This is a genomic window from Prosthecobacter sp., from assembly GCF_014879935.1.
Classification (GTDB): domain Bacteria; phylum Verrucomicrobiota; class Verrucomicrobiia; order Verrucomicrobiales; family Verrucomicrobiaceae; genus Prosthecobacter.
Genome location: NZ_JACSRD010000191.1, coordinates 37,956 through 62,432, shown reverse-complemented (window position 1 = coordinate 62,432; position 24,477 = coordinate 37,956). Strand labels below are relative to the sequence as shown.

General features: G+C 61.1%; 21 protein-coding genes. 10 read left to right on the top strand and 11 right to left on the bottom strand.

Annotated features, from left to right (window positions below):
• Window positions 1-3,004: serine/threonine protein kinase (locus IAE77_RS21070; protein ID WP_294231058.1), on the bottom strand; the 3,004-nt coding region annotated here is incomplete at its 3' end.
• A gap of 73 nt (window positions 3,005-3,077) precedes the next feature.
• Window positions 3,078-3,524: a pyridoxamine 5'-phosphate oxidase family protein gene (locus tag IAE77_RS21065; protein WP_294231056.1), complete on the bottom strand. Its 447-nt coding sequence runs from the start codon at window positions 3,522-3,524 to the stop codon at window positions 3,078-3,080.
• 112 nt (window positions 3,525-3,636) lie between these two features.
• Between IAE77_RS21065 and IAE77_RS21060 the strand changes: the two genes are divergently transcribed.
• From IAE77_RS21060 to crcB, 3 genes are read left to right on the top strand one after another with little or no spacing between them, the layout of a single operon-like run.
• Window positions 3,637-4,947 carry an AI-2E family transporter gene (locus IAE77_RS21060; RefSeq protein ID WP_294231054.1) on the top strand — a complete coding sequence of 437 codons (1,311 nt, stop codon included), beginning with the start codon at window positions 3,637-3,639 and terminating at the stop codon, window positions 4,945-4,947.
• Window positions 4,941-5,501 (top strand): hypothetical protein, encoded by a 561-nt coding sequence (locus tag IAE77_RS21055; RefSeq protein WP_294231052.1) that lies wholly within the window; start codon window positions 4,941-4,943, stop codon window positions 5,499-5,501. The genes IAE77_RS21060 and IAE77_RS21055 overlap by 7 nt, the downstream gene beginning before the upstream one ends.
• A gap of 4 nt (window positions 5,502-5,505) precedes the next feature.
• Window positions 5,506-5,883: a fluoride efflux transporter CrcB gene (crcB, locus tag IAE77_RS21050; RefSeq protein ID WP_294231049.1), complete on the top strand. Its 378-nt coding sequence runs from the start codon at window positions 5,506-5,508 to the stop codon at window positions 5,881-5,883.
• 5 nt (window positions 5,884-5,888) lie between these two features.
• On the opposite strand, the gene IAE77_RS21045 is transcribed toward crcB, so the two are convergent.
• The 6 genes from IAE77_RS21045 to IAE77_RS21020 all read right to left on the bottom strand — a co-directional run bounded on the left by IAE77_RS21045 (window position 5,889) and on the right by IAE77_RS21020 (window position 13,260).
• Window positions 5,889-6,203, bottom strand: a complete 315-nt coding sequence (locus tag IAE77_RS21045; RefSeq protein ID WP_294231047.1) for a KH domain-containing protein — start codon at window positions 6,201-6,203, stop codon at window positions 5,889-5,891.
• 6 nt (window positions 6,204-6,209) lie between these two features.
• The gene (rpsP, locus tag IAE77_RS21040; protein ID WP_294231044.1) at window positions 6,210-6,455 is read right to left on the bottom strand and encodes a 30S ribosomal protein S16; all 246 of its coding nucleotides are present in this window, start codon (window positions 6,453-6,455) and stop codon (window positions 6,210-6,212) included.
• Window positions 6,456-6,530: 75 nt separating this feature from the next.
• Entirely contained in the window at window positions 6,531-7,982 is a 1,452-nt protein-coding gene (locus tag IAE77_RS21035; RefSeq protein ID WP_294231042.1) for a DUF1501 domain-containing protein, read from the bottom strand.
• Window positions 7,983-7,991: 9 nt separating this feature from the next.
• Window positions 7,992-11,222: a DUF1553 domain-containing protein gene (locus tag IAE77_RS21030; protein ID WP_294231060.1), complete on the bottom strand. Its 3,231-nt coding sequence runs from the start codon at window positions 11,220-11,222 to the stop codon at window positions 7,992-7,994.
• A gap of 305 nt (window positions 11,223-11,527) precedes the next feature.
• Window positions 11,528-12,232 (bottom strand): FadR/GntR family transcriptional regulator, encoded by a 705-nt coding sequence (locus IAE77_RS21025; protein ID WP_294231040.1) that lies wholly within the window; start codon window positions 12,230-12,232, stop codon window positions 11,528-11,530.
• Window positions 12,233-12,483: 251 nt separating this feature from the next.
• Window positions 12,484-13,260, bottom strand: a complete 777-nt coding sequence (locus IAE77_RS21020; protein WP_294231038.1) for an SDR family oxidoreductase — start codon at window positions 13,258-13,260, stop codon at window positions 12,484-12,486.
• 107 nt (window positions 13,261-13,367) lie between these two features.
• Here IAE77_RS21020 and IAE77_RS21015 point away from each other — a divergent pair, with 107 nt between their 5' ends.
• From IAE77_RS21015 to IAE77_RS21000, 4 genes are all read left to right on the top strand, one after another.
• Window positions 13,368-14,084, top strand: coding sequence for a hypothetical protein (locus IAE77_RS21015; RefSeq protein ID WP_294231036.1), 717 nt, complete (start codon window positions 13,368-13,370; stop codon window positions 14,082-14,084).
• Window positions 14,085-14,157: 73 nt separating this feature from the next.
• Complete coding sequence (locus IAE77_RS21010; RefSeq protein WP_294231034.1) at window positions 14,158-14,472, top strand: type II toxin-antitoxin system ParD family antitoxin; 315 nt, start codon at window positions 14,158-14,160, stop codon at window positions 14,470-14,472.
• Window positions 14,469-14,762, top strand: coding sequence for a type II toxin-antitoxin system RelE/ParE family toxin (locus tag IAE77_RS21005; RefSeq protein WP_294231031.1), 294 nt, complete (start codon window positions 14,469-14,471; stop codon window positions 14,760-14,762). Before IAE77_RS21010 ends, IAE77_RS21005 begins: the two co-directional genes overlap by 4 nt.
• 35 nt (window positions 14,763-14,797) lie before the next feature.
• Window positions 14,798-15,826, top strand: a complete 1,029-nt coding sequence (locus tag IAE77_RS21000; RefSeq protein ID WP_294231030.1) for a DUF6193 family natural product biosynthesis protein — start codon at window positions 14,798-14,800, stop codon at window positions 15,824-15,826.
• Between the two features lie 36 nt (window positions 15,827-15,862).
• Here the strand turns inward: IAE77_RS21000 and IAE77_RS20995 are convergent, their stop codons facing one another.
• A complete protein-coding gene (locus tag IAE77_RS20995) occupies window positions 15,863-19,078 on the bottom strand; it encodes a PVC-type heme-binding CxxCH protein (protein ID WP_294231027.1) in 3,216 nt (1,071 codons plus the stop codon).
• 124 nt (window positions 19,079-19,202) lie between these two features.
• On the opposite strand from IAE77_RS20995, the gene IAE77_RS20990 reads away from it, so the two are divergent.
• Window positions 19,203-19,643, top strand: coding sequence for a DUF5069 domain-containing protein (locus tag IAE77_RS20990; protein ID WP_294231025.1), 441 nt, complete (start codon window positions 19,203-19,205; stop codon window positions 19,641-19,643).
• A gap of 85 nt (window positions 19,644-19,728) precedes the next feature.
• Here the strand turns inward: IAE77_RS20990 and IAE77_RS20985 are convergent, their stop codons facing one another.
• A complete protein-coding gene (locus tag IAE77_RS20985; protein ID WP_294231023.1) occupies window positions 19,729-22,152 on the bottom strand; it encodes a serine/threonine-protein kinase in 2,424 nt (807 codons plus the stop codon).
• Between the two features lie 92 nt (window positions 22,153-22,244).
• On the opposite strand from IAE77_RS20985, the gene IAE77_RS20980 reads away from it, so the two are divergent.
• Window positions 22,245-23,156 (top strand): RluA family pseudouridine synthase, encoded by a 912-nt coding sequence (locus IAE77_RS20980; protein WP_294231021.1) that lies wholly within the window; start codon window positions 22,245-22,247, stop codon window positions 23,154-23,156.
• Window positions 23,157-23,186: 30 nt separating this feature from the next.
• A complete protein-coding gene (locus IAE77_RS20975) occupies window positions 23,187-23,552 on the top strand; it encodes an arsenate reductase family protein (RefSeq protein ID WP_294231019.1) in 366 nt (121 codons plus the stop codon).
• A gap of 18 nt (window positions 23,553-23,570) precedes the next feature.
• Here the strand turns inward: IAE77_RS20975 and IAE77_RS20970 are convergent, their stop codons facing one another.
• Entirely contained in the window at window positions 23,571-24,392 is an 822-nt protein-coding gene (locus IAE77_RS20970; RefSeq protein WP_294231016.1) for a hypothetical protein, read from the bottom strand.
• Window positions 24,393-24,477: the final 85 nt, after the last annotated feature.

Genomic DNA, 24,477 nt, shown 5'->3' with positions numbered 1-24,477 from the left:
TGGGCATGGACGTAGAGCGAGTTTTCAACTCGTTCTCCCCGGCACCCGACGAGTTGAAAACTCGTCCTACGTTGATGAGCCTCTTTTCCTCCTCCAGCGCCAGGACGGCATCGAGATCGCCCTTCTGCTTCATTTCACCAATCTTACGGTCGAGGCCGCCGAGGTAGCCGGTGTTCAGTTTCGCCACATCGGCCTCAAACGGCGCGGTGACGCGCTCGGCAGTGAGTTTCGTGAGCTGCTCGTGCAGCGTCTTCAACTCCGGGATGGCGTCGATGGCACTGGTTTGGGCGGCCTGGGCCTTTTTCGCCTCCTCCTGCTTCGCGGCGAGGGCGCGGAGGTCGTTGCCTTTTTCATCGACGCCGAGGAGGCGCAGGGCTTCGGCCTCGGGAATGCCATCGAGGTTGATGACTTCGATGTCGCGGAGGTCTGTGTTGCCAGTGACATACCCGGGGCCGGACGGGTAGGTATCGTCGGTGGCGACTTTTACGAACTGCTCGTCGAGGCGTGTAATCAGCTTGTTACCCACACAGCACCATTCGAGATTGTACTCCTCGCCTTTTTGCGGCCAAGAGATGGCAGGGGATGAAGTCGTCCAAAATCTCTTTGGCTGGCTAGTTTCGCCTTCCAAACGCAACGCCGCATAAAGCTGACCACTTAATGGGCTGAGCAGATAACCTGCGATTTCAGGCAGATGACGTGCGCGGATCATTAAAACCGAGGTTCGGTTTGCATCGATTGGCCGCAAGAACCTGGCTCGAATGCCATAGTTGGTGAGCCCGTTCGCGGCATAAATCCGGTGGGATTTGCCGGTCGGGAATCGAATCCACCCATCCTCCCACTTCAGCCCGCTATTCGGCTGACGCAGGTTCTCCGGCAAGTCCTCGAACTTGGTGAACAGCTTCACCCACTGGCCGGGTGGGAAGGCGGCTGGGGATGCATTAGAGATGATGGATTTGGAATTTGAGATCGGAGCGGCGGGTGAACCGCTGCCGGGTAGGGCGCTTGGTCCTCCAAGCGCCGCGTTCGCTGGGGCGGGTGATGTCGAGGTATTCGTGGACGCAAAACCCGTCGCGGCGGCTGGAGGACCAGCCGCCCTACCTGCCAGGCTCGCCCCTCGCAGGTCATTGCCCTTCTCATCCACGCCGAGAATCTTGAGCGCCTCGGCCTCGCTGAGGCCGTCGAGATTGATGACTTCGATGTCGCGGATGTCTTCACTGCCGCTGATCATGCCACTGCCTCGTGCCCATCGCGCATCGGTGGTGTTTGTCACAAACTCTGTTCCAACCCGCCCGATCAGACGCGAGCCAACTGCAGAAAGTTCCAGCGTTCCTTCGTCGCCGGTCTTGGGTATGATTGGGCAGAGGACTGACAAAAGCTTGGTGTCCTTGCCCTGCTCGCGTCGGTTGCAGACGAAAGACGTCGTTGTAAGAAGTGCGTTGTATCCATTCGATTCACCCGGTTGAAGTCGAACACTGATCCCAGCCGGACCTCGCGTTTGATCATTGACTTCAGCCTGCCTGATGAGGCTGAGGCGGATTCCGTAGTTACCCGCGAGAACCGATGGTAGGCGAAAATACCTTTTCACACCACCCAAGCGAATCCAACCATTCTCAAATTTCACGCCCGCCTGGCGCAGTTCCTCTGGTAAGTCCTCGGCCTTGGTGAACACCTTCACCCATTTCCCCACAGGAAACTGTGGCTCGGAAGACTTGGAACTGGTTGCCGCGGGAGCAGGTTGTTCGGGCTTCACAGTGGCGGCTGATGCCTGGACTCCAACTTCGGGTTTCGTTGGCTTGGGGAGGCTCTTGGTGGCGGCTGGGGGCGCTGCTACTTTGCTTGGCTCTTTTTGGCCGCCCAGCATCACGAACGCGCCGATGCCGATGGCAGCAGCAGCGGCGAGGCCGATGAAGAGCGGCGTCTTGCTCTTCGCAGACGGCTCCGGAGTGGTGCGGGCACTCTTGCCCGCAGGAGGAGCGCTGTTGCGGGCAGGAGTGCCCGCATCACTTCTTGGCTGCGGCGGTTTGCCGGTGGGTTTCTGCGCCACGCTGCGCTGGCCGGGGGTCTCCGCCACTTGGGCGACTGGGATGGCCGCGCTCGCAGGGGCATTGTTCTGCACCAAGGGCACGGTCAGGATCACATCCAGCTCACACCGCAGCTCGGCGGCGCTTTGATGCCGCTCGGCACGGTCGTGCTGCATGGCCTTGAGGATGATCGGATCAAAGCGCGGGTCGAGACCGGGCACGAGCACGGAGGCGGGCTTGAACGCGCCGCGTGGGATGTTTCCCGTGAGCATCTGGTAGAGCATCACGCCCACGGCATACAAATCTGCGCGACCATCCATGGCGGTGCCAAGCATGAGCGCCTCCGGGGCCACAAAATCCGGCGTGCCCATGGTGTAGCCAGTCTTCGTCATGCCGTGCTGGCCGGGATCATCGATCTTCGCGAGACCGAAGTCGGCGACCTTCACCTGGCCCTTCATGTTGATGAGCACGTTGGCGGGCTTGATGTCGCGATGGACGATGCCCAGCTCATGCGCGGCCTGGAGCGCATCGCACACATGGGCGGTGACGGCCAGCGCGTGCTCCGGCGGCAGTTTCCCCTGCGCGGTGATCATCTGGTGCACGTCGCTGCCATCGACATACTCCATGACGAAGAAGAGCTGCCCGGCGCTGGTCTTGCCAAAGTCAAAGACGGCGACGACGCCAGGGTGCATGAGCTTGGCCATGAGCTTCGCCTCGTTCTTGAAGCGCTCGGCGAAGCTGGGATCCTCCTTTTCCACGCCGGGCGGAAGGATCTTGATGGCGACGGGCCGGTCGAGATTGGTCTGGATGCCGCGATAGACCGCACCCATGCCACCACGACCGAGAAGTTTCTCAATCGTGTAGCCCGGCAAAAGGGCCTGCAATTCCTCCGGGGAGGGCGGCTCCCAGCGCCAGTTCCCGCCCGTGGTGCGCGGGGGTGGTGTGTCCGGCGTCGGTGAGGAAGGAATAGTGTCGTCAGCCATGCGGGTTTCCCTTTACGAAAAAGAGCGCGCAATGGCAAGTGTCGACTGGCAGAGGTTCAGCAGAATCGCGCCGTCAGATTGGTACGTCGAAGTATTCCAGTGCCCACTCACGCATGTAGCGCACGCGGGTCGGAACGAAGCGGTAGATGATGAGTTCGGGATTATCCACGCTGCCCAGGTAGGCGCGTAGCAGGGCGTTCGCAGCCCACAACTCCTCCAGCACTCCACGATCCGTGACGATCTCGGCACGCGCGGTGATGCGCACCTGGTGATGATGCTCGTCCGCGTAGCAAAGCTCGGCCTTGGGGTTGGTCTCCAGTTCCCTGGTTTTTCCGTAGCGGCGTAAATTGGCCACATACACGACGAAGCCCTCGGTTTTCACCGGAGAAACCGGGCGCACTCGCGGCTGGTCGCCATCCACGGTGGCGAGCATCGGAAACTTCGCGGCGGCCATCGTGGCGCGCGCGAGTTGTGGCAGTTCAGCAGGGTTGACGGGTTGAGGTTGGGGTGGCTTGGGCATGACAGGGCGGTCATAAACGTCATGAAACGGCTGCGTCTAATCTGCGCATCGATTTGGAGTTCCCAAAAGCACGGCAGCCGCTACGATGCGCGCCGTTCGTCACTTTCCCACGATGAAAAATCTTCCGACAGCCTTCCAGCGCAACGCGATGTGGACTGCCGTGACCGCGTTGTCGATCACGGTCATCGGAGCCCTGGCGGTGGGCTTGATTTTCCTGCTCACGAAGGTCATGGCATTTTTGCAACCCATCCTGGTGCCTTTCGCCGTGGCGGGCGTGCTGGCGTATCTGCTGGAGCCGGGGGTCGAGTGGCTGGAGCGCCGTGGGTTGAACCGCCACCGTGCCGTGCTGCTCACTTTCGCCGTCTTCACCCTGGCGATAGGAGGTCTGGGCTGGTGGATGGTGGTGAAACTCGGAGATCCCGCGGCTCATCTGGCTGAACGCGTGCCGGTCTATTACTCCAAGGTTCGGCAGTCCGTGATCGACTTCTCCAGTCGGATGGAAAAGGAGCATGGTATAACTCTGATTCCGCACACGCCTGCGACGACGCCCGCAACTGCGTCTGCGACAACACCTCCGACAACGACAGTCACGGCAGCGCCTCCGGCATCCGTTCAGACTGAGGACGAAGCCACCGACGAGCTCGATTTCGACCTGCAGGGATTTTTGAGCGGCGACTGGGTGCAGACGACTCTGCCCAAGATTCCTGGCATGGTGTGGGCGTTCGTGAGATCCGGCGTGGGCGGCTTCCTGGGCGTCTTCGGCTTCCTGCTCTCCTTCATCATCGTGCCGCTTTATCTCTATTACTTCCTGATCGAGAGCGCCCGGATCCAGGAGTCGTGGTCGGATTATCTTCCGCTGCGTGCCTCCGCGTTCAAAGATGAGGTGGTCAGTTGCCTCAGTGAGATCAACACCTACCTGATCGCTTTCTTCCGCGGGCAGCTTTTTGTCAGCGTCATCAACGGCATCGCCACCGGCATCGGCCTGGGCATCGTGGGGCTCGATTTCGGGCTGCTCATCGGGCTGGCTCTTTGTGTTGCGGGCATCATTCCCTACCTGGGCATCGCCTTGTGCTGGATTCCGGCCGTGATCATCGGCGCTGTTCAAGGGGGTAGCGCCCTGGTGCCTGGAGATCCCTGGTGGGCCATGCCGCTCGTCGTCACCGGCGTTTTTGTCCTGGTGCAGCAGATCGATGCCCTTTTCATCACCCCACGCATTGTGGGTGAAGCTGTGGGGCTGCATCCGCTGACGGTGATCGCCTCTGTGCTCGTCTGGGGCCTGCTCCTCGGCGGTCTGCTCGGCGCCATCCTCGCCGTGCCGCTCACCGCCTCGGTGAAGGTGCTCTTCCAGCGCTACATCTGGCGCGCACGCATCGCCCCGCAAACGGTCGGAGGTGCCAGGATCAAGGAGGCGGCGCCATGCTGACGAGCACGCGGCGTCCGGGCACCGTTCTCTCGGCCAGTCTCACGTGCAAGCCTGCACGCGGCGTGCTCGGGTTCGTGATGACCTGCTCGGCATGCGTCATCCTTCTGTGGTTGTTCATGCAGTGGGCGGGCAAGGATGACATCACCACCTCGGACAAACAAACTGCCGCCGGCATTGTCGCGGCCGCCTGTGTCCTGTTTTACCTCGGTTCCACTTGGTTTTTCGCCTTCCTCACGGGGCACACGCGAAAACTGACCATCGGGGAGGACGGTGTGCGTTATGGCACGGCGTGTTTTTCCTGGCTGGAGGTGGCACAAATCGGCGTCGGCACGAGACGTGGCGGTTTTCAGGTCCGGCTGGTTATGAATCGCGGCTGGCCCGCCTCCCGGTGGCTCCTCACGGATGACGGCATGAGCCAGTCGATGGCATGGGAGTTTCTGGAGGCCCTGGAATCGCAGATTCTGCCACAGTTCCCCCATCTGAAGATCGCGAAGCTCCTCCCCTCAGTCGCGGACGAATCTGGCAGCCTGCCTTCGGCCGAAACAGTCTCCTGAAACCATGCGCAACCTTCTTTTCGTCTTCCTCGGCGGCGGCATCGGCTCGGTGCTGCGTTACCTGACGGTCATCGGCGTGGCGCGACTGCTGCCGAAGTCGGTCTTCCCGTGGGGCGTGCTGGCGGCGAACCTTCTCGGCAGCTTCCTGCTCGGGTTCCTCTTCGCCCTGCCTGCCATGAAGGACAAAGGCAGCGGTCCCTGGCTGTTCGCGGCCACCGGGGTTCTGGGCGGCTACACGACCTTTTCCACCTTCATGAACGACTCATGGCTGCTCATGATCAACCAACACTCCTGGCTCGCATTGCTGAATGCCATCGGCAGCGTCGTGCTGGGCGTCACAGCGGCCGCCTTGGGCTGGTGGGCGGGCGGAAAATGCGGGTGAAAGAACTACTCGGCAGCCGGTGGTGGATCACTGCTGGGCCCAGACGCCGCTTCGGCATCCTCTTCCTTCGCCGATCCCACTTTCAGGGAGATTTTGATCCCGTGCTTGGCTGCCGCCGTGTTGAGCAGGGAGCGGATGGCGCTCACGGTCATGCCGTTTTTGCCAATCACGTGACGCACATCCTCCTGGGCCAGTTGGACCCGATAGGTGACGGCCCCGTTCACGTTGGTGCCGATGGCGATGGTCGCCTGCTGCGGGTGGTCGATCAGGTTCGCCACCACATACGAAAGGAACTCGCGGAGGGCTTCCGGCGCGTCCATGGCGGTTTAGGCCGAAACGGAAGCGGTCTTGATGATGCTGGCCACCGTTTCGGAAGGCTTCGCACCTTGGGAGATCCAGGCATTCACACGATCCAGATTCACCGTCGCACCCTTGAGGCCCTTCTGCGGGTCATAAGTGCCAAGGATTTCGAGGAAACGGCCTTCCTTCGGGAAACGCTTGTCGGCGGCGACAATACGGAACACCGGACGGTGCTTGGCACCTTCTTTGCGGAGACGGAGGACAACGGCCATGATTCGGATCAGTGTGGGGTCAGGTTTTGGGGACGCGCATGGTGGAGACTTCAGGACGGAAAGCAAACGGAATTTTCACCCCAGCACCTCCCGGATCACATGTCCATGCACGTCCGTGAGCCGGCGTTCGATGCCGTTGTTGTAGTAGCTCAGTCGCTCGTGGTCGATGCCCAGCAAATGCAGGATCGTGGCGTGCAGGTCGTAAATGGTCACCACCTTCTCAGCGGCCTGGTAACCAAATTCGTCCGTGGCCCCGTAGCTGAAGCCTTTTTTCACCCCAGCACCGGCCAGCCAGACGGTGAAGCCCTTTGGATTGTGATCGCGGCCGTTCGCGCCCTTCTGGAAGGTCGGCATGCGGCCAAACTCGGTCACAAAAGCCACCAGTGTGTCCTGGAGCAGTCCACGAGCCTTCAGGTCCTTCAGCAGCCCGGCCACCGGCTGGTCGAGGATCGGCCCATGCACCGAATACTGTTTCTCGATCGTCTTGTGGCCGTCCCAGTTGCCCACGCCTTCGCCCATGGCGTAAGCGCCGTTGAAAAGCTGCACGAATCGCACCCCGCGCTCGATCAAACGCCGCGCCAGCAGGCAGTTCTTCGCGAACCCCGCCTTGTTCTCGTTGCTGTCGTTCACGCCGTAGAGATCCAGCGTCGCCTTGCTCTCGCCTGCCATGTTGCCGACCTCGGAGGCCGCGATCTGCATCCGCGCCGCGAGTTCATAAGACGCGATCCGCGCCGCCAGATCACTGTCCGCCGGATGCTCCGCGGCCTGACGTTGATTCAAAAAGCTCACCAGCTTCCGCGTATCGCGATCCGCCGACTCGCTCACGGTCATTGGCCGCAGCAGGTTCGGGATTGGTTTGCTCGCGTTGAAGGCCGTGCCCTGAAACACCGCTGGCAAAAACGCCGAGTTCCAGTGCCGTGAGCCGATCTGCGGCACGCCACGCGGATCGGGAATCGCCACGAAGGCCGGCATGTCGTCGCACTCCGAGCCCAGCGCATACGTCACCCAGGAGCCGATGCCGGGGAAGCCGTCGAGGATGTAGCCCGTGCTCATCTGGTTTTCCGCCGGACCGTGCGTGTTCGACTTCGCCGTCATCGAGTGGATGAAGCACATGTCGTCCGCGAACTCGGCGATCTTTGGCACCAGATCGCTGATCATCTTCCCGCTTTGGCCACGCGGCTTGAACTCCCACAGCGGCTTCACCAGATTCCCCTGCGCCCCTTGGAACGTGATCAAATCCGCCGCGCCTGGCAGCGGCATGCCGTGGCGTTTCACCAGCTCCGGCTTGTAATCAAACGTGTCCACATGGCTGATCGCCCCCGAGCAAAAGATCATGAGCACATTTTTCGCCTTCGGGACAAAATGCGGCGGTCTCGGCGCATACGGACGCGCCGGATCGATCAGCGGCCGGATCGGCTCATTCGCCAGCAGCCCTTTGTTCGCCAGCAGCGACGACAACGCGATGCTGCTCAGCCCGCTGACCGTGTGGTTCAGGAAGTTTCGACGTGAGAGAAGGTGCGTTTGCATGGCCGTGAATCAGTAAATCGTCATGAATTCGCTCGTGTTGAACAGCGCCCGGCAAAACATCGCCAGCCCGTGCTCGGAAATCAGCTTCATGGACGCATCGAGCTCATCCGCACGCGGATCACGCTGGTAGGCCAGTTGAAACGCCCGCTTCACCTGAACCTCCGCCGCCTTGCCAGCCTCTTTTTCGACCCTCGCGGCAAACAAGCCGGCCTGCTGCATCGCAAACGTGCTGTTGAGGAAATTCAGCGCCTGCAACGGCGTCGTGCTCGACGTGCGTCGCGGAGCGATCTGGCCCGCGTCCGGCACATCGAACGCACCGAAGGTGTCATCGAGCTGCACCCGCGGCTTGCTCTGATAAATCATGCGCCGGAACGTGTCGGGGCCAAACTCCTGCTTCGACTGGTACACCTTCACGTAGTTGTCATTCGGCTCGAACAAGTCGAATCCCGGCCCGCCCATGGTCAGATCGAGCACGCCGCTCACCGCCAGGATCGTGTCCCGCAGCGGCTCCGCTTCGATGCGATGCGTTGGAAAGCGCCACAACAGCCGCGAGCCTGAATCGGCCTTCAAAGCCGCGTCATTCGCGTCGCTCGACTGCCGATACGCCGCCGAGTTCATGATCAGCCGATGCATCTCCTTCAAACTCCAGCCTCGCTTCATGAATTCCCCCGCCAGCCAGTCCAGCAACTCAGGATGCGAAGGTTTGCCGCCGTTGAAGCCAAGATCACTCGGCGTATCGACGATCCCCGTGCCGAAGTGGTAATGCCACAGGCGGTTCACCATCACACGAGCCGTGAGCGGATTCTTTGGATCGGCCAGCCATTTTGCCAAAGCCACGCGTCGTTCCGATTCGGGCGTGTCTTTGGCCAGATCCAGCTTCGCACCGAACTGCGACAGCCCACCCGGCGAGATCTCTTCCTTCGGCGACATCGGGTCACCGCGATGCAGGCGGAAGGTTGGCCCTGGTTGCTCAAACTTGCCGAGGTAGGCCATCGGAAAGCTCGTCAGCTCCTTCAGCTCACGTTGCAGCGTCGCCCGCCGTTCGCTGTGTTTCTTCACCTCGGCGGCATTTTCGCCCGACACGCCGCTCAAGGTCGGAATGTCACGAATTCGGTCGCGATACTCCGCTGGCAGCCTGTCGGCCGATGAAGCCACCGCATTCCACGCCTTTCCATCCAGCGACGTTTCGACGACATAATCAGTCGCCAGACGATCCTGATACACTTTGCCTTTCTCGTTCCGATCCCGGCTCCAAACCACGCTGCTGAGCGTCTCCTCACGCGGCAGCTCGATTTGAAGCCAGCCCTTGGCTCCTTTCGCGATCCAGCTCTTTGCGTTGCCATACAGCCCGTCATTGGCATGCGCGATCTGGTGAATCAAGTTCGCACCATCGGCAAAAACATCCGAAGCCGTCACCTTGGCTCGTTTCTTCGCCAGCGCGACGTTCTTGCCGCCTGCAAAGACCTCCAGCTCATCAATGCACGGCTGCCCGCCGTTCGTCGCGTTGATCGTGAAGCGCACAAACTTCGCCTTCACGGCATCAAAGCTCTCGTGATTCGCCAGATGCGTCACCGGCGCACGCAGATGCGGCTGGGAGGCAGGCTGCGTATCCGCCGCTTCTTCAAATAGCACCGCGTCCGCCACTGTGGGGCCGCCTTGCTTGCCGCTGCGCAGGATGAGAATCGAATCCTTCGTCAGCAAATGCGTTCCCGCGTATTTGAAGCCGCTCCAGCGCTTCTGCTGTGGAATCGCGCCGCTGCCGTCTGCAAACTTGCTTTGATCCACTGAGGCGATCTCCTTCTGATCGTCCTTCGTGTTCGCATCGCCGTCGAGATCGAGAATATAGCGTGCATCCCGCGCATGTGTCGTCCAGGCACCCCACGAGAGCCAGATGCGTTGCTTGCCGCTCACCCGTGGATTCCACGAGAAGAAGTCTTTGCCCGCTTCATCGGTCTTTGCGCTCCAGTAGCGGTAGCTCTCGCCGAGGTTCGGCAGCCGGGTTGAATCACCCGGATCAGACAGTTGGCCAGCCTCCGTGCCTGGCGAGTAATCAATCGGCTTTCCATTCGCTGGTTGCTCGATCTGCACGCAACCAATCGCCTCCGGTTTCGTCGGTGGCGGCAGATCATCATCCACCAGCACACGTTTCGTGAGCTGCGCCTTCGGTTGGAAGCGTGACAGTGTCGCGTCAATCGCCGCGATCTCCTTCCGAAGGCCTTCGGCCTTCTTCTGGCGCTCTTCCGCATCCGCTGGCCGCAGTTCCCGCTCGGCGTGCTGCACACCTTCGAAAATGCCACGCATGCGGTAGTAATCGATCTGGCTCACCGGATCGAATTTATGATCATGGCAACGCGCACAGCCCACCGTGAGGCCCAGGAACGTGCTGCCCGTGGTGCTCACGAGGTCGTGCATCTCATCGGCCCGTTGATTCGCCCGCAGCACCGGATCCTGGCCCTTCACCTGATCCCACGCTCCTGCGACGAGGAATCCCGTGCCTTCGTCCATGCCCAGTTGATCTCCAGCGACCTGCTCGCGCACGAACTGGTCATAAGGCTTGTCCTCATTGAGCGAACGAATGACATAATCGCGATACGGCCACGCGTTCGGCCGTGCGCGGTTCATTTCAAAACCATGGCTTTCCGCAAAGCGCACCACGTCCAGCCAGTGCCGCGCCCAGCGCTCGCCGTAACGTGGCGAACTTAGCAGGCGATTCACGAGATGCTTGATGCTCGATGCTTGATCCTTGGCGAACGCCTTCTCGAACGCGGTGACTTCTTCGGGAGTCGGTGGCAGGCCGATCAAATCGAAGCTCGCGCGACGGATGAAAGTACGCGCGTCTGCGGCTGGATTCAGCGCCAAGCTCTTCTCCTTCAGCTTATCGACGATGAATTCATCGATGGAGGTGTGCTTTGAAGCTTTCAGCGGCTGAAAGGCCCAGTGCGTCACATCGCCCTTCGGTTTCTCCTTCAGCACGATTTCCTTCGGCCACGTCGCGCCCAAGTCGATCCAGCGTTTGATGAGATCAGTCTCGGCGGCGGACAGTGCAGGCTTCTTCTTCGGCATCTCGGGCTTCTCGCCCGCAGATTCCGGCACGATCATCGTGTGGAGAAGAGATTCCATCGCCTGGCCTGGAATGAGGGCCGCGCCGCTGTCGCCGCCTTTCAGGGTCGTTTCGAGCGTTTCCATGTTCAGCCCGCCTTTCGTCGTCACGTCGTTGTGACACTCGACGCAGTTCTTCACCAAGATTGGAGCTACTTGCTCGTGAAATAGCTTCGCGGCATCAGATTCGACCGCGAATGCTGTGGTTGCGAGAAGAAGCGATGAGAGAATGAGTGCCTTTGATTTCAGCCCCTCACCCGACCTCTCCCCGAAGCGGGCTGGGCTGAAATGGCCATCAGGGGCGGGGAGAAGAGTTTCGTTTTGCGGTGGCTCGAACGTGATCTCCCTCTCCCCGCCGCAGATGGTCGTCATCTCCCAAGAATATCTTCGGGGAGAGGGCAGGGGTGAGGGGGCGACGAATAGGCGTTGAAGGCTCGTTCTCATGTTCAGCGGGCTTTCTTTGTCTTCGGCAGCGCCAGATCGAGTTCAGCGGTGCTCAGATGCTCGCGCATCGCCTTTGCGGCGGCGGCGGCATCGCGTTTTTCAATCGCAGTCAAGATCGCCGCATGCTCGCGCACGGCATTCGTGGTCGATACACGGCTGTAGCCACGCGTGAGGCCGATCTGCATCAAATCGGAGAGCGAATGCAGCAGCAGCGCGGCGATTTGATTCCCGGAGGCGATGGCAAGCTCGCGATGAAAGGCCATGTCGGCGTCCACGGCGGCGTCGTAGGCATCTGCTTCCTCCAGTTTCTTCAACGCGGCCTTCAATTGGCGAATTTGCGTCGTCGTGGCATGCACGGCGGCCAGGCGCGCGTTCTCCGGCTCGATCATGAAGCGAACCTGCATGAGCTGGCGCAGGCGCTCCTTGTCATCCGGGATCAGCAAGGCCAGCGAGCCGTTCAGCGGCTTGTGCAGCTTGTCCACGACCTTTGTCCCGACGCCGTGCCTGACTTCCAGCAGGCCCTGGAGTTCGAGCCGTTTCGTTGCCTCGCGGATCACAGGTCGGCTCACGCCCAGTTTCAGAGCCAGATCACGCTCCGGTGGCAGCCAGCCATCGCCTCCGGCGATCTCATCCCGAATTTCAGAGGCGATACGCTGGCACACCTCCTCGACGAGGCTGCGCTGCGGTTTGATGGAAGAGAAAGCCATGTGGTTAGAGGTCTTACCACTGGCCTATACGGGAGGGTTACGGGGCTTTTATCGGCACGGATGAAATTAGCGCAGGCCGGATGTGTTCGGCGGGAAACATGTCGTCAGCCGATGAAGGGGACACCGAACTATCCGGCGGTTTGGCCATGCGCGTCCGATGCGGAATGCCACGCGCTGTGGCCGGATAGTTTGGCGAAGGACTCTCAGGTGTTGGAGATACGTCCTTGCGCCAAACACATCCGGCCCACGGACTAAATCGTCATCGACGAATATCCGCCATCGACGACCATTTCATGGCCGGTGATGAAGGAACTGCCTGCGCCGGCGAGGAGGAGGGCGGCGGCGACGAGTTCCTTGGCTTCGCCAAAGCGGTTCATCGGCGTGTGGCCCATGATTTTGGCGACGCGGTCGGGCGTGAGCACTTTTTTGTTCTGCTCGGCGGGGAAGAAGCCGGGCACGAGCGTGTTCACGCGGATGCCGAGCGGCGCCCATTCGCGGGCGAGGTTCTTGCTGAGGTTGTGCACCGCGCCCTTGCTCATCGAGTAGGTGAACACGCGGCTGAGCGGGATCAAGCCGGACATGGAGCCGAGATTGACGATGGAGGCGGCGATTTTGTGATCGACGAAGTATTTCCCGAACACCTGGCAGGCGAGGAAGACCGCCTTCGTGTTGATGTTCATGATGCGGTCGTATTCCTCTTCGGGAATGTCGAGGAAGGGTGTGGGCGAGTTCACGCCAGCGCCGTTCACGAGAATGTGGCAGCCGCCGGACCGCTCCAGCACCTGGTCGAGCAGGATCTGCAGGTCGGCTTTGCGGCTGGCGTCGGTGGGGAGGAAGTAGGCGCGTCCTCCGGCGGCATGAATGGCGTCGAGACGCTTCTCCGCCTTCGTCTGGTCACGGCCGACGAGCACGACTTCCGCCCCTGCGGAGGCATAGCCTTCGGCGATGGCGCCGCAGAGTTCGCCGGTGCCGCCGATCACGACAGCGGTTTTGCCTTGGAGGGAGAAGAGTTCGAAAATGGAGGACATGGTTTGCGAGTGGCGCATCTATGGCGTGCCGCTGCATGGCTGCAAGCTGGCTGTCTTGCCAGTTTCGCCGTGTTGACACTTCAAGGCGGACGGTTTCCGGTACGACCATGCCTTGGGGCCATATTTTCACGTTTTTTGCCGGAGTTCTGGTCGGCGCGGCAACGATTGTGATCTGGAAGGCGCTGCGTTTCGCTGCCGATTTGCGCGCGGCACGTCATGCGCTGGCGAGTTATGTGTTTCCCGACTGCGGCGTGGCCGACGAACTGGCGAAAAAGGCGGTGGAGGACTGCAAGAACCGCCTGCGCTGGCAGAAGAACCTCAATCCTGAGTGGCTGCCGCCGCTTGTCGATGAGGTGCCGAAGCTGGTGCGGGAGATCGCGGCGATTTATCATCCGGGGAAGCCGGAGGCGCTGCTCGCGCCGGGCCTGAGCCAGTTCTCGCGTGCGGTGCACCTCGCGGCGATGGATGTGGCCGATTTTTTGCAGACTCGCTCCATCGGCCGATTGGTGGATGTCAGCGCCAGCACGGCGATCAAGACCTGGGAGATGACGCACAAGATCGCCACGCATGAGCGGATGCTGACGGTGAACAAATGGTACAAGCGCCTGCTGCCCGTATGGCAGGTGCTGCGTTTCAAATCGCCCGTGATGTGGGCCGGCATGGCCGTCTCCAACGTCGCCGCACGGACGCTGCAGCCTGCGGTGATCGACATCATCGCGAAACGAGCGATCGATCTCTACAGCGGCCGTCTTGGGAAGGGAGTCTCCGCTCCGGCGGAGGCGGTCGTGTTGCCTGAGAAGGAGCCGCCACCGGGGGCGATGTGATCACTTCTTGCTGCTCTTTCCTTTCAAGCTCGCGAGATAAGCCACGGCGTCACGAATCTGCGGTGTCGTGAGAATGCCGAGCATCGGCCGTCACAGACTTGTTGACGGTTTGCAGGCGGCAAGGCAGACTTTCTTTATGACTGTGACGCTTCCCGCTGTTTTCGAATCCTTTGTGCGGCAAAAAATCGCCACAGGGCTCTATCAGAACGCCGATGAGGTCGTGGAGGAGTCTTTGGGGCTGATGCGGCAGCAAGAACGCTGGAAGATGGCGGCGTCAGCCAAGATCGACGAAGGACTTCAGGATATGGTGGAGGGCCGTTTCCTGACGAGTACGGAGTCCATGGCAGACATGGAGGCATTCAAGGCGAACTGGCGTGCCAAGGCATGAAAGCCGTCTTGTTCAGCCGTGCGGCTCAATACGATCTGCAAGACATCTGGATCTATGTGGCTGAGCACAATCCTGAGGCCGCAGATCAGTTGGAGCAGGACATTCGTGACGAGATCAAGGCGTTGTCGGAGATGCCGGACCTCGGTCACCGCAGGAAAGACCTGACCCGGCATGATCTTTGGTTTCACACCGTCAGGAAGAACTACCTGATTGTATTCAAGAGAAGCGATCCCTTGGAAATCATCCGAATCCTCCACGGTGCAAGAGATGCGGTCAGGGAGCTTGAGTAGCAGCAATTCAACAACGACCATTACTCGCGAACACCATGAAAGGCACCAAACAACTCATGCGGTTTGTCTGTCTAGGCGTGGGAGGACTCTGGCTGTCTGCTCTTTGTGGGTTGAGTCTCGCGATGGACTTGTTCGGGCATGACAAACCGATCCTGCATCCGGCTTTGGCTTGGACTGGCTTGCTTTCGGCGGCGCTCGCCATGCTTGCAGGAGTCGGCCGCTGGGGGCAGTGGCTCTATCTGGTTGCCTTCCTGACCTGGCCGTTCGTGCTGGCCCCTTTTCTTCGTTTCGGCGGCTATGGAAGTGTCCTTATCGGGGCGGTGCTGGCCTTCAGCCCGGTCTTGCTCATTTCGAAGTGGTATCGCAAGAAACCGATGTATCCAGAGATCCAGGCCTGCGGTTCGCTCGCCGCCGCATTACAGGACGCTTTGCGATCGGCAGGGTCAACGCTGTCCATCGACTCACAGGTGTCCGTTATGCCTTTTTCTTACGCCAGAGTCGAGGCGGGATCGCGCTTTGTTCAGCTGTATGTAGCCGCGGAAAAGCGTCTTTTCCTCCCCGAGTTCCTGGGCGCACGGGTTTCGCTCGCAGCCGGGAGCTGCCCAGATCTCATCGAAACGGCCACGGCGATCGATTTCTGGGTGTCTCCTGAGAGCCCGCTGACCCAGGTGATTCACGAAAGGTTTTCATGGGTCACGCCGGAGGCCAGAGCGGCTGCCTTTGAGTCGGGAAACGAGGTTGAGTGGAAATGGAGGCAAATGCTTTCAGACACGTCCCACAGCGAGCAATTGCGGCTGGCTGTTTTGCGAACCTCCGAGAACCCAAGGCTCAGGAAACTGTTTCCATACACAAGCCTGTTCACGCTATGCTTCAGTCGCTGCACCGGCTATCCATTCACCCGGGATGTTCCATGCATCACTCCAACAGACCCCGGCCAGTTCTCAGTCACCCTTATGAACGAAGAACTCATCGGTAAGGGTGACATCGGCACCTGTATCGACTTGGTGGTAGCCCACCTGCCGCCAGACTGCGGCGCAGCGAGACGTGGAACTGCTGAACAGTGAATTTGAGCACGGATACCATCGCCCACTCATCTCCATTCACTTCTTCTTCGCCTTCAAACTCGCCAAATAGGCCACGACATCTCGGATCTCCGTCTTCGTGAGGATGCCGAGCATGGGGGGCATGACGCTGATGGGCGGGGTGCGGGAGGCGATTTGATTCAGCGGCACGGTTTGGAGTTTTCCGTCGGGAAGTTTGAGGCGGATTTGCTTGGCGTCTTCTTTGTCGAGGATGGCGGAGAGGGTTTTGCCGTCTTTGAGGGTGAGGGTGACGAGGCCGTAGCCGGGGGCGACGGTGGCGAGGGGATTGAGGAGGGACTCGAGGATGTATTGGCGATCCTTGGTGCTGCCGATGGTTTTCAAGTTGGGGCCGACCTGGCTGCCTTCTTTGGCTTCGATGGTGTGGCACGCGATGCAGTTGGCTGCGAGATGATTGGTGACGATGTCGCGGCCGGATGGCACATCGCCACCTTCGAGGAGCTCGGTGTTGTTTGTCTGGATCCCGGCGACCTTGTCTTTCAAACGGTCGCGGCTGGCGGCAGCTTCGAGAATGTCGAGCTGGATGGCGGCGGGAGCCTTGTTCTGGGCGAGTTTGTCGAGCCACTTGGCGAGAACTTCGTCGGCGGAGGCATTCGCAGCGGCGGCCAGGAGATGAAAGGCGAGCTGTTTGGTGACTGTGCTGCCTTCATCGATGGCGTTGGAGGCTTCGGTGACGGCGCTGGCGGGCTGATGGGCGAAAACCTGCCGCAAGCCTTCGCAACGCAGCTCGGTGGGCGATTTCTTGGCAAGGGCGAGATCGAGCGCGGTGTTGAATTCGAGCGACTTCGGATGCTGCGAGGCCATGAGCTTCAGTGCCTCGGCGCGGAGAGTGTGGCGGGCCGTCTCATCCGCGATGATTTGCAGCAGCAGCTCGGGCTCGACACGGAGCTGGAGTCCCATCAGCAGTTCGACTGCCTTGGCTTTCAATCCGCCGTCTTGAAGCGCCATCAGGGCGTTGATGTGCGGTTGCACCACGCTCACGAGCGTTTGGGGCTCGCGTGGGGCGATTGTGTGGGCATGGCCGTCGATGCGGTCGAGGCGCGGCGGTTCGTTCCAGGCAAGCATCGCGTCGAGCGCCTCGGACTGCAGCGGCGAGGGCTTCAAGGCCGTCTGCACCACCTGCTGCGCGGCTTCAGCGGTGCCGACCCGAAGGCAGGCGTTCAATCCGCGGCGTGAGTTGCGATGGATCAGAGCCGGGAGTGCCCCGGGGATGCCCGCATCGTCGTGAATGGCACGCTCGGCTTCATCGGCGATGGATGAATCCTGATCGATGAGAAATCCGGCGACGAGGGGCGAACGCTGGCGTGCGAGTGCGAGCACGCTGCAAAGGCGGACGAGCTTCGATTTGTCTTTCGCGCGTGCGGCCAGGCTGGATTCGGACACACAGCCGGCGAGACCGGTGACGGCGGCATGGCGCAGGAAGGCATCAGCGCCGTCTTTGGCGGCGAAAGCGAAGAGCGCCTTCTCGGCGGCGGGTTCCGCGAGCTTTCCCAGCGCGATGCCCGCGTGAATGCGCACGTGAGGTGACGCATGGGAGAGCAGAGGGATGATTTTGGCGGCGTGTGGCCGGGCTGAAGGCGAATCGCTGAGCGTTTTGGCGGCCTGCGCGAGGATTTCGGCATCTTTGCCGGTCAGCAGCGATGCGAGAGCATCCGGTTCGATCTTCTTCGCACGCAGGCCCTGGCCGAGGCCCCAGATCGCATGCACGCGGGCGAGGCGGGCGGCCTTGCCGTCTTTCGCAATGGCTTCGAGCGTGGCGAAATCGCCGCTGCTGACCATGGCGAACTGGGCCTGCTGGCGGACGCGTTGATCGGCATGGGAGAGATGGGATGGCTGGAAGGAGCGGGAGGCGAGGAGTCTCGCCGTTTCGAGGCGTTCGGTGCTGCCTTTGCCGGCAGGATCGTCGGCGGACCAGATCGCTCCTTTTTCATCAAGCGGGTAGCCACCCTCCCAATCGGCGAGGAGCAGCGATCCTTCGGGATGAAGCGCGAGACCGATGCCCATGACGCCGCTGTGAATGACGCGCTCGTTCTTCATCGCGAAGGTGCTGCCGCTGGGGACGATCTGAAACGCGGTCATCACGCCGCTGGGGAATTGATCGAGGATGAAATGACCGCGCAGCGAAGCGCCGAGGGCGGTGCCGGGTTCGTGGATGAATCCGGCGGGTCCGTTCGAGTAATTCGCGAGCGGTGGCGTGATGAAAAGCGGCTGGCCCGGGTGCGCGGCCTGCCAGATGCCATCGCGCATCCAGCGGCTGTCGGATTTTTGATACTGGTGGCCGCAGCGCCAGCCGGAATCACTGCGCTCAGTGATGTAAACGAAGCGCTCGCGTTCGCCGGGCATGTCGGCGTCGTTGTCCACGCCGAACATGTTGCCGAAATCATCAAAGGCGATCTCCTGGATGTTGCGCAGGCCGTGGGCGAAGACCTCGAATCCGCTACCGTCCGGCTCGCAGCGCATGACGCAGCCCTCGTGGGGGTAAAACCACTGTTTTCCTTCCTTGCTCGTCACATTCACGCCTTTGTCGCCGATGCTCCAGTAGATGCGGCCGTCCGGGCCGATGCGCGGGCCGTGCATGTCATGACCGGCATACGCGATGTGCATGCCGAAGCCATGCGCGACGATTTCACGCTCATCGGCGATGCCATCGTCATTCGTATCACGCAGGCGCACGAGATCCGGCGCGACGGTGACGTAAACCCAGCCGTCGTGATACAGGATGCCCGCGGCGATGCCGGTGACGACGCTGTCAAAGCCCTCGGCGAAGACCGTCATCTTGTCAGCAGTGCCGTCGTTGTCGGTGTCGCGAAGCTGGTAGATGCGCTCGCTGTGCACGGTGAGGTCCTTCCAATCGATCGAACCGTCTTTGTTGTGGTCTTTGAGGCCTCCTCGCGGCAGACGGAGTTTGCCGGGCGCCAGCTCGCGTTTCAGGAAAGCCTCCTTTTCATCGACGCTGGTCAGCGAGACATCGTCGGGAATCCACATCGGGTGTTCGCGGATGTCGAGGTCGGCGGCCTTGCGCCGCGTGGTGGCGGAGACATAGACGCGCCCCTTTTCATCCGTGGTGACGGCGACGGGATCGGGCACGTTCAGATCTCCGGACCAGCGGTGAAATTCGAGGGCGGCTTTCGGCTCCGTTTTGGCGGACTTCTTGTCTGCGGCGGCACACGGCAGGGCCAGCAGCGCCGCGAGGGCGATGAGGGAGGTTTTTTTCATGAAATCGGGGGATCGAGTAACAACGCGGAGGCGTTTGTTCTTGCCGGTGCGTTGCGAACTGGTCAAAGTTTGGCCGCGTCCGCCCCGGCGGATTTTCATCCTCACATCCAACCCACATTCGAACATGGCCCAGATCGTTCCTCTCATCAGCTCCGGCATCGCCGGCCCCCTTGGCGTCCTTCATCTTCCCCGCCTGTGGCAGAAAGCCTCGCTGGCTGCCGCCGGAAAGCTGCATTCCGACTATCCCGGCATCGGCTGCGGCTATGACCAGATGACACTCGATGCTCTGGGCATCAACATCGACACCTTCAAGGCTTTCATCGCGACGAAGCCGAGCTACCCGCAGCTTGAGAGCTGGATCAAGGCGCAGCCCGGCGTGAACCTGACGAAGGGCAACATCTACAAGCACAACCAGTCCATCACCGGCTACATCCATGGGGATGATGTGCGCAAAGGCATCCTCGACGCCGACGGCATCGCCGATGACGGCAGTGTGAACCCGGGCGCGGTCGATCTGAACAACCTGGACGACTGGCACATCTTCTGGGCGCAGGAGATCAAGTAAACCAGTTCTCAGTTCGCGGTTTTCAGTTTGTCGTCTCGCGGTTGATCCAACTGCGAACGGTGAACCGGGAGCCGCGAACGATTTTTCAGATGCCCGCTTCCATCACCTTCATCCAGCGGCTGCGGAAAGTGCGGTTCTCCTCCATGAGCTGGGCGGCGATGGTGGTGGAAAGCTGGAGGAGTCCGTTGAGCCGTGCAAAGGCGGCGATGGTCTCCTGCCGGCGGTAGTAGTCCGTGGAGTCCGTCGTCTGGGCACCGAATCCCTGGGCGATCTCCACCAGCGACTCCGGAGTGAGGCTTTCAAACGGAATGGACAGAGTTCCACGGTCCAGCGTGACACTGACGAGCGATCCATTTGCGTTGGAGGTGATGCGTCCGTTCATCTGACCGCCTTCACGGCGTGAGATCGTGCCGCTCCAGCCTTTGGCGGCGAGATCCGCGATGAGCTGCCGCACAAACTCCCGCGATTGAGTGTAGAGGTAGATGCGGCCATCGAGCGCGGTGCGCACGTCCGCCGTTTCAAGGCGGGTGCCGGTGAGCATTTCGATGGCGCGTGAATAGTCGTAGCCCTGCACCAGGGAAGGAACGAGCGCATTGACATCCGCCAGCAGCTCCAGATCGGCCTGACGACGTTTTTTGTCGGTCTCCATCTGCTTCCTCTGCTCCTCCATCATCATGCGTTTGATCTCACGCTTCAGGCTGGACTGCCACGTCGCGATCTCGGCATGGTAGGCGCCGTTGGTCTTGAGCTTCTTCTTGGTCTTCTCCACCTCGTCGAGCGCGGAGCGCAGCTCCTCCACGCTGCCGGATTCGCGCGGCTGCAAGGCGGCCTTCACGAGGTCAAAGTCGGCCTTGTAGTAGTCCACCAGCGCCTTGTAGGCGGCGAGCCAGTCCAGCGACGTGGTGGTGCCGGCGACAGGCTTCAGGGTTTCAATCTTCTGCTGAAAGGCGGTCAGTTCATCCGCGCCGAGACGCGAGTCGCCGAAATGCCACTGGGCGAGCGCGTGTGCGAGGTAGCCGAGCAGTTCCTCGTTGTCGGTGCGATAATCGAGCGTGGAAGTGCCGGCTCCGAGGCCTAGATCGCCCGCCATGCGTTCTTTGATCCTGCTGAAGAAGGGGACGAGTCCGTTCAGATCGGTGCCGGAGGTCGCGAGCTTGGCGAACTGGGCGATGGCGGCGCCTTTCTTGTCCCGCAGGTTGTTCTTGTCGCACATCTCACAGAGCGCGGCATTGAAGCGTGCCCAGTTGCGTGTGGGCTGCGGTGTTTCGTTGGAATCCGCCAGCTTGAGGAACTCCGCGCGCGAATCGCTGAATTTCTGCTCGGTGAGCTCCTTCAGCGCCTCGGCGAAGCGCAGGGACACGGATTTTTTGTTCGCGTCGGCCTTCAGGGTGACGCCGCCGCCCGTGAGATCACGCGCGTCCGCGGCGGAAATCTGGATGGCGTTGCGGGTGGCCCGGCGGCCGCCGCCCTCCCGCAGCAGCCAGCCGACGCCGTAGGCCAGGGAAATGGCGGCAGCGACGGAGCCTATCAGGTTGGCACGGCGGGAAAACAGCCTGCGGCGCACGCCGCCACGGTCGAGCAGACCCTCGGCCAGGCGCATCTCATCGACGACCTCATCGTAGTTCGCGAAGCGATCCTCCGAGCGGAAGCTCAGCATGGCGTTCACCACGTGTTCCGTGCGCGGGGAGAAGCGCAGGCCCGAGTCCCCGAGCGTGACGCGTTTGCATTTGATGCGGCGGAGATCCTCGATCGCGTTCGTGTCCGCCTTGTGCGGCGGGTTGCCCGTCATGGCGTGATAAAGGGTCGCGCCCAGGCTGAAGATGTCGCTGCGATAGTCCTCCTTGTTCTCGATGACCTTTTCAGGTGCCACGTAATACGGCGTGGCCCAGATCTCGCCCGATTGATCCGTCTCACGGTTGGCGAAGAGCGCCAGGCCGAAGTCCACCACCTTGGCCGTGCCGGTCTCGGTGAAGAGAATGTTCGCCGGCTTCACATCGCGGTGGATGAGGTTCAGGTGCTGCGCGGCGCGCAGGCCCTCCGCGACCTCCCGGCCGATGCGCAGGGCCTCGTCCTCCTTCAGGTGGCCTTCCCGGCGGATGCGCTGCTCCAGGCTGCCGCCACCGACGAGCTCCATGGCGAGGTAAAAGTAGCCCTGATCGTAGCCCACGGAGTAGAGCTTGATCACATTCGGGTGATTCACGTTCGCCGTGATGTGCGCCTCCTGGCGGAACTGCTCCAGCCGGATCGCATCGCGGGAATACTGGCGGTTGAGGATCTTCAGGGCCACCCGCCGCCCCAGGGTTTCGTCCTCGGCTTCAAACACGCGGCTCATGCCGCCCTCGCCAATCTGGCGCACAATCATGAAGTGGTCGAACCGGCGGCGCACCCGCACCATCTGGCCGCAAAACGGGCACTTCAGCTTCGTGAACGGCTCCAGCGAGGTCACGTCGATCTGTTCCTGGCAGACGGGACAGGTGCTGAGATAAGACTGTTCGGGAACGAAGTTCACAGAGAGGGGGCTTGGGGCTCCTTAGCTGCATCGCATGGTGGATGCCAGAAATTACAGATTGCCTGATTAATTTGAATCATGAGTATGTCATCGTGGATTGGACCGTCACTGAAACCTATGAAATCGGCGAGCGTTTCGACAAGCACCTCGCCCGGCGCTTGCCGGAACTCTCACGTTCACGGCTGCAGGATCTGATCAAAGACGGCCATGCCACGCTGAATGGAAAATCCGCCAAGGTCGGGACCGCGTTGAAGCAGGGGGATGCCATCCATCTCACCATTCCCGACGTGGCTCCTGTCGAGATCAAGGCGCAGGACATTCCATTGACGATATTGTTCGAGGATTCAGACATCGTGGTGCTGGACAAGTCTCCCGGACTTGTCGTTCATCCGGCCGAGGGAAATCCTGACGGCACCCTCGTGAACGCCCTCCTGCATCACATCGACGACCTCAGCGGCATCGGTGGTGAAATGCGTCCCGGCATCGTCCACCGGCTCGACAAGGACACCAGTGGCTGCATGGTCGTGGCGAAGAACGACACCGCCCATCGCAGGCTCACGGAGGCCTTTTCCGAACGGCGCATTTCGAAGACCTATCTCGCCGTCGTTAACGGTGTCCCGCGTGAGCAAAGTGGCCGCATTCAAAACTACATCGGCCGTCACTCCGTCGATCGCAAACGCATGGCCATCCTGCTCGACGGGGCAGGGAAGGAGGCTATCACGGAGTGGAAGCGTCTCGCCACGCATCAAGGCTGCGCCCTCATCCTATGCCGCCTGCTCACCGGCCGCACGCATCAGATCCGCGTGCATATGAAGGAGGCGCTGCAATGCCCCATCCTCGGTGATCCGATCTACGGTCATCCCTCACGCCAGCGTGTTCCCACGCCGCGCCTCATGCTGCATGCCTGGAAACTCGCTTTTCATCACCCCATTCACGATCAACCGATGGCCTTTGAGGCGAAACTGCCGCCCGAATTTGAGCCTTGGATGAAAAATGTCGAATGACGAAGGCAGAATGCCCAATCAACCTCCGCAATGCTCAAGGTCTTCGCTTACTCCGGCTGCTCCACCTGCAGGAACGCCCTCAAGTGGCTCAAATCGCACGCGATTCCCTTCGACGAGGTCGCCATTCGCGAGGTGCCGCCGTCTCTGGCTGAACTCAAAGCCATGCTGGCCGCGCACAACGGTGATTTGCGTCGTCTCTTCAATGTTTCCGGCCAGGACTACCGAGCCCTCGGCCTCAAAGACAAACTGCCCGTCATGACCATCGATGACGCGCTCAAACTGCTCTCTGAAAACGGCAATCTTGTGAAACGGCCGTTCGCCATCGATGCGTCGAACAAGATCTGTCTCGTCGGCTTCAAGGAAGACGAATGGCGGGCTGCTTTGGCCGGACGCTGAAGGTCGCCCCGCACGTTGTCACTTCACGGCCGCGGCCTGCTCCTTGAAGAACCTTGCGATCAACGCCGGAGCCTCCTCGGGAAACTTGTGCGTGCCTGGATGAATGAATGCCACAAAGGGCGCTCCGACCTTCGACGTGAAAAGAGTGCAGTTCTTCGCCCACGGCTTTCCTTCGGTTTCGCACTGGTTGATCTGCTTCACCTTCGCCATGGCCAGCTCCTGCCACGCATACTTCACCAGAGGATCATTCGTTCCCGCGATGTGCATGCATGGCTTCGGCTGGAACGCCCGGTCCGCAAGCCGTGCGGAGGCGGCGGCCGAGGGGGCCACAGCGCACAGCACGTCGGGTCGCATTTCCCAGAGCAGATACGTGAAGCCGCCGCCATTCGAATGCCCGGTGGAGAAGATGCGCTTCGCGTCCACCTTGTAAGCCTGCTTCAACTGCGCCAGCACCGCGTCGAACAGCTTCAAGTCGCGGTCGCCCTCCGCGCCTGCGCTGTGCTGCCAGCCGGGCTTCTTTCCTTCCGGGTCGGTCAGGCGTCCAGGCGTGTTCAAGCCTTGCAGATAGACCGAAATCGCCTCCGGCCAGTGCTTGCGCATTTCGAACGAGCGTCCGGCACTCGCTGCTGTGCCGCCGTGCCCATGCCACACAAACACCACCGGTGTCAGCGCCTCTTTCGCCTTTGCTGGTGCATAGACGAATCCGCCGCGGGCCGCTCCATCCACAGCGATCTCGATCCGCGTCACACCTTCCGGCATTTGTCCCTGAGCCAGGCTTGTCTGCCAGCCGGTTCCGACCGTCAAAAACATCGCGATGGAGACGAAAAGGAAGTGTTTCATGAGCGTGCGCCCTCAAACGCCAGGATTCCATCGAAGTTGCGGCACTTCCGATCCCTTCTCCTCCGCCAATCTCGTTGCCATCGCA

Excerpts from the sequence above, each read along its gene's own strand:
- IAE77_RS21065 (WP_294231056.1), bottom strand. The coding sequence starts at position 3,524 with ATGCCCAAGCCACCCCAACCTCAACCCGTCAACCCTGCTGAACTGCCA.
- IAE77_RS21060 (WP_294231054.1), top strand. The coding sequence starts at position 3,637 with ATGAAAAATCTTCCGACAGCCTTCCAGCGCAACGCGATGTGGACTGCC.
- IAE77_RS21055 (WP_294231052.1), top strand. The coding sequence starts at position 4,941 with ATGCTGACGAGCACGCGGCGTCCGGGCACCGTTCTCTCGGCCAGTCTC.
- crcB (WP_294231049.1), top strand. The coding sequence starts at position 5,506 with ATGCGCAACCTTCTTTTCGTCTTCCTCGGCGGCGGCATCGGCTCGGTG.
- IAE77_RS21045 (WP_294231047.1), bottom strand. The coding sequence starts at position 6,203 with ATGGACGCGCCGGAAGCCCTCCGCGAGTTCCTTTCGTATGTGGTGGCG.
- rpsP (WP_294231044.1), bottom strand. The coding sequence starts at position 6,455 with ATGGCCGTTGTCCTCCGTCTCCGCAAAGAAGGTGCCAAGCACCGTCCG.
- IAE77_RS21035 (WP_294231042.1), bottom strand. The coding sequence starts at position 7,982 with ATGCAAACGCACCTTCTCTCACGTCGAAACTTCCTGAACCACACGGTC.
- IAE77_RS21025 (WP_294231040.1), bottom strand. The coding sequence starts at position 12,232 with ATGGCTTTCTCTTCCATCAAACCGCAGCGCAGCCTCGTCGAGGAGGTG.
- IAE77_RS21020 (WP_294231038.1), bottom strand. The coding sequence starts at position 13,260 with ATGTCCTCCATTTTCGAACTCTTCTCCCTCCAAGGCAAAACCGCTGTC.
- IAE77_RS21015 (WP_294231036.1), top strand. The coding sequence starts at position 13,368 with ATGCCTTGGGGCCATATTTTCACGTTTTTTGCCGGAGTTCTGGTCGGC.
- IAE77_RS21010 (WP_294231034.1), top strand. The coding sequence starts at position 14,158 with ATGCCGAGCATCGGCCGTCACAGACTTGTTGACGGTTTGCAGGCGGCA.
- IAE77_RS21005 (WP_294231031.1), top strand. The coding sequence starts at position 14,469 with ATGAAAGCCGTCTTGTTCAGCCGTGCGGCTCAATACGATCTGCAAGAC.
- IAE77_RS21000 (WP_294231030.1), top strand. The coding sequence starts at position 14,798 with ATGAAAGGCACCAAACAACTCATGCGGTTTGTCTGTCTAGGCGTGGGA.
- IAE77_RS20995 (WP_294231027.1), bottom strand. The coding sequence starts at position 19,078 with ATGAAAAAAACCTCCCTCATCGCCCTCGCGGCGCTGCTGGCCCTGCCG.
- IAE77_RS20990 (WP_294231025.1), top strand. The coding sequence starts at position 19,203 with ATGGCCCAGATCGTTCCTCTCATCAGCTCCGGCATCGCCGGCCCCCTT.
- IAE77_RS20975 (WP_294231019.1), top strand. The coding sequence starts at position 23,187 with ATGCTCAAGGTCTTCGCTTACTCCGGCTGCTCCACCTGCAGGAACGCC.
- IAE77_RS20970 (WP_294231016.1), bottom strand. The coding sequence starts at position 24,392 with ATGAAACACTTCCTTTTCGTCTCCATCGCGATGTTTTTGACGGTCGGA.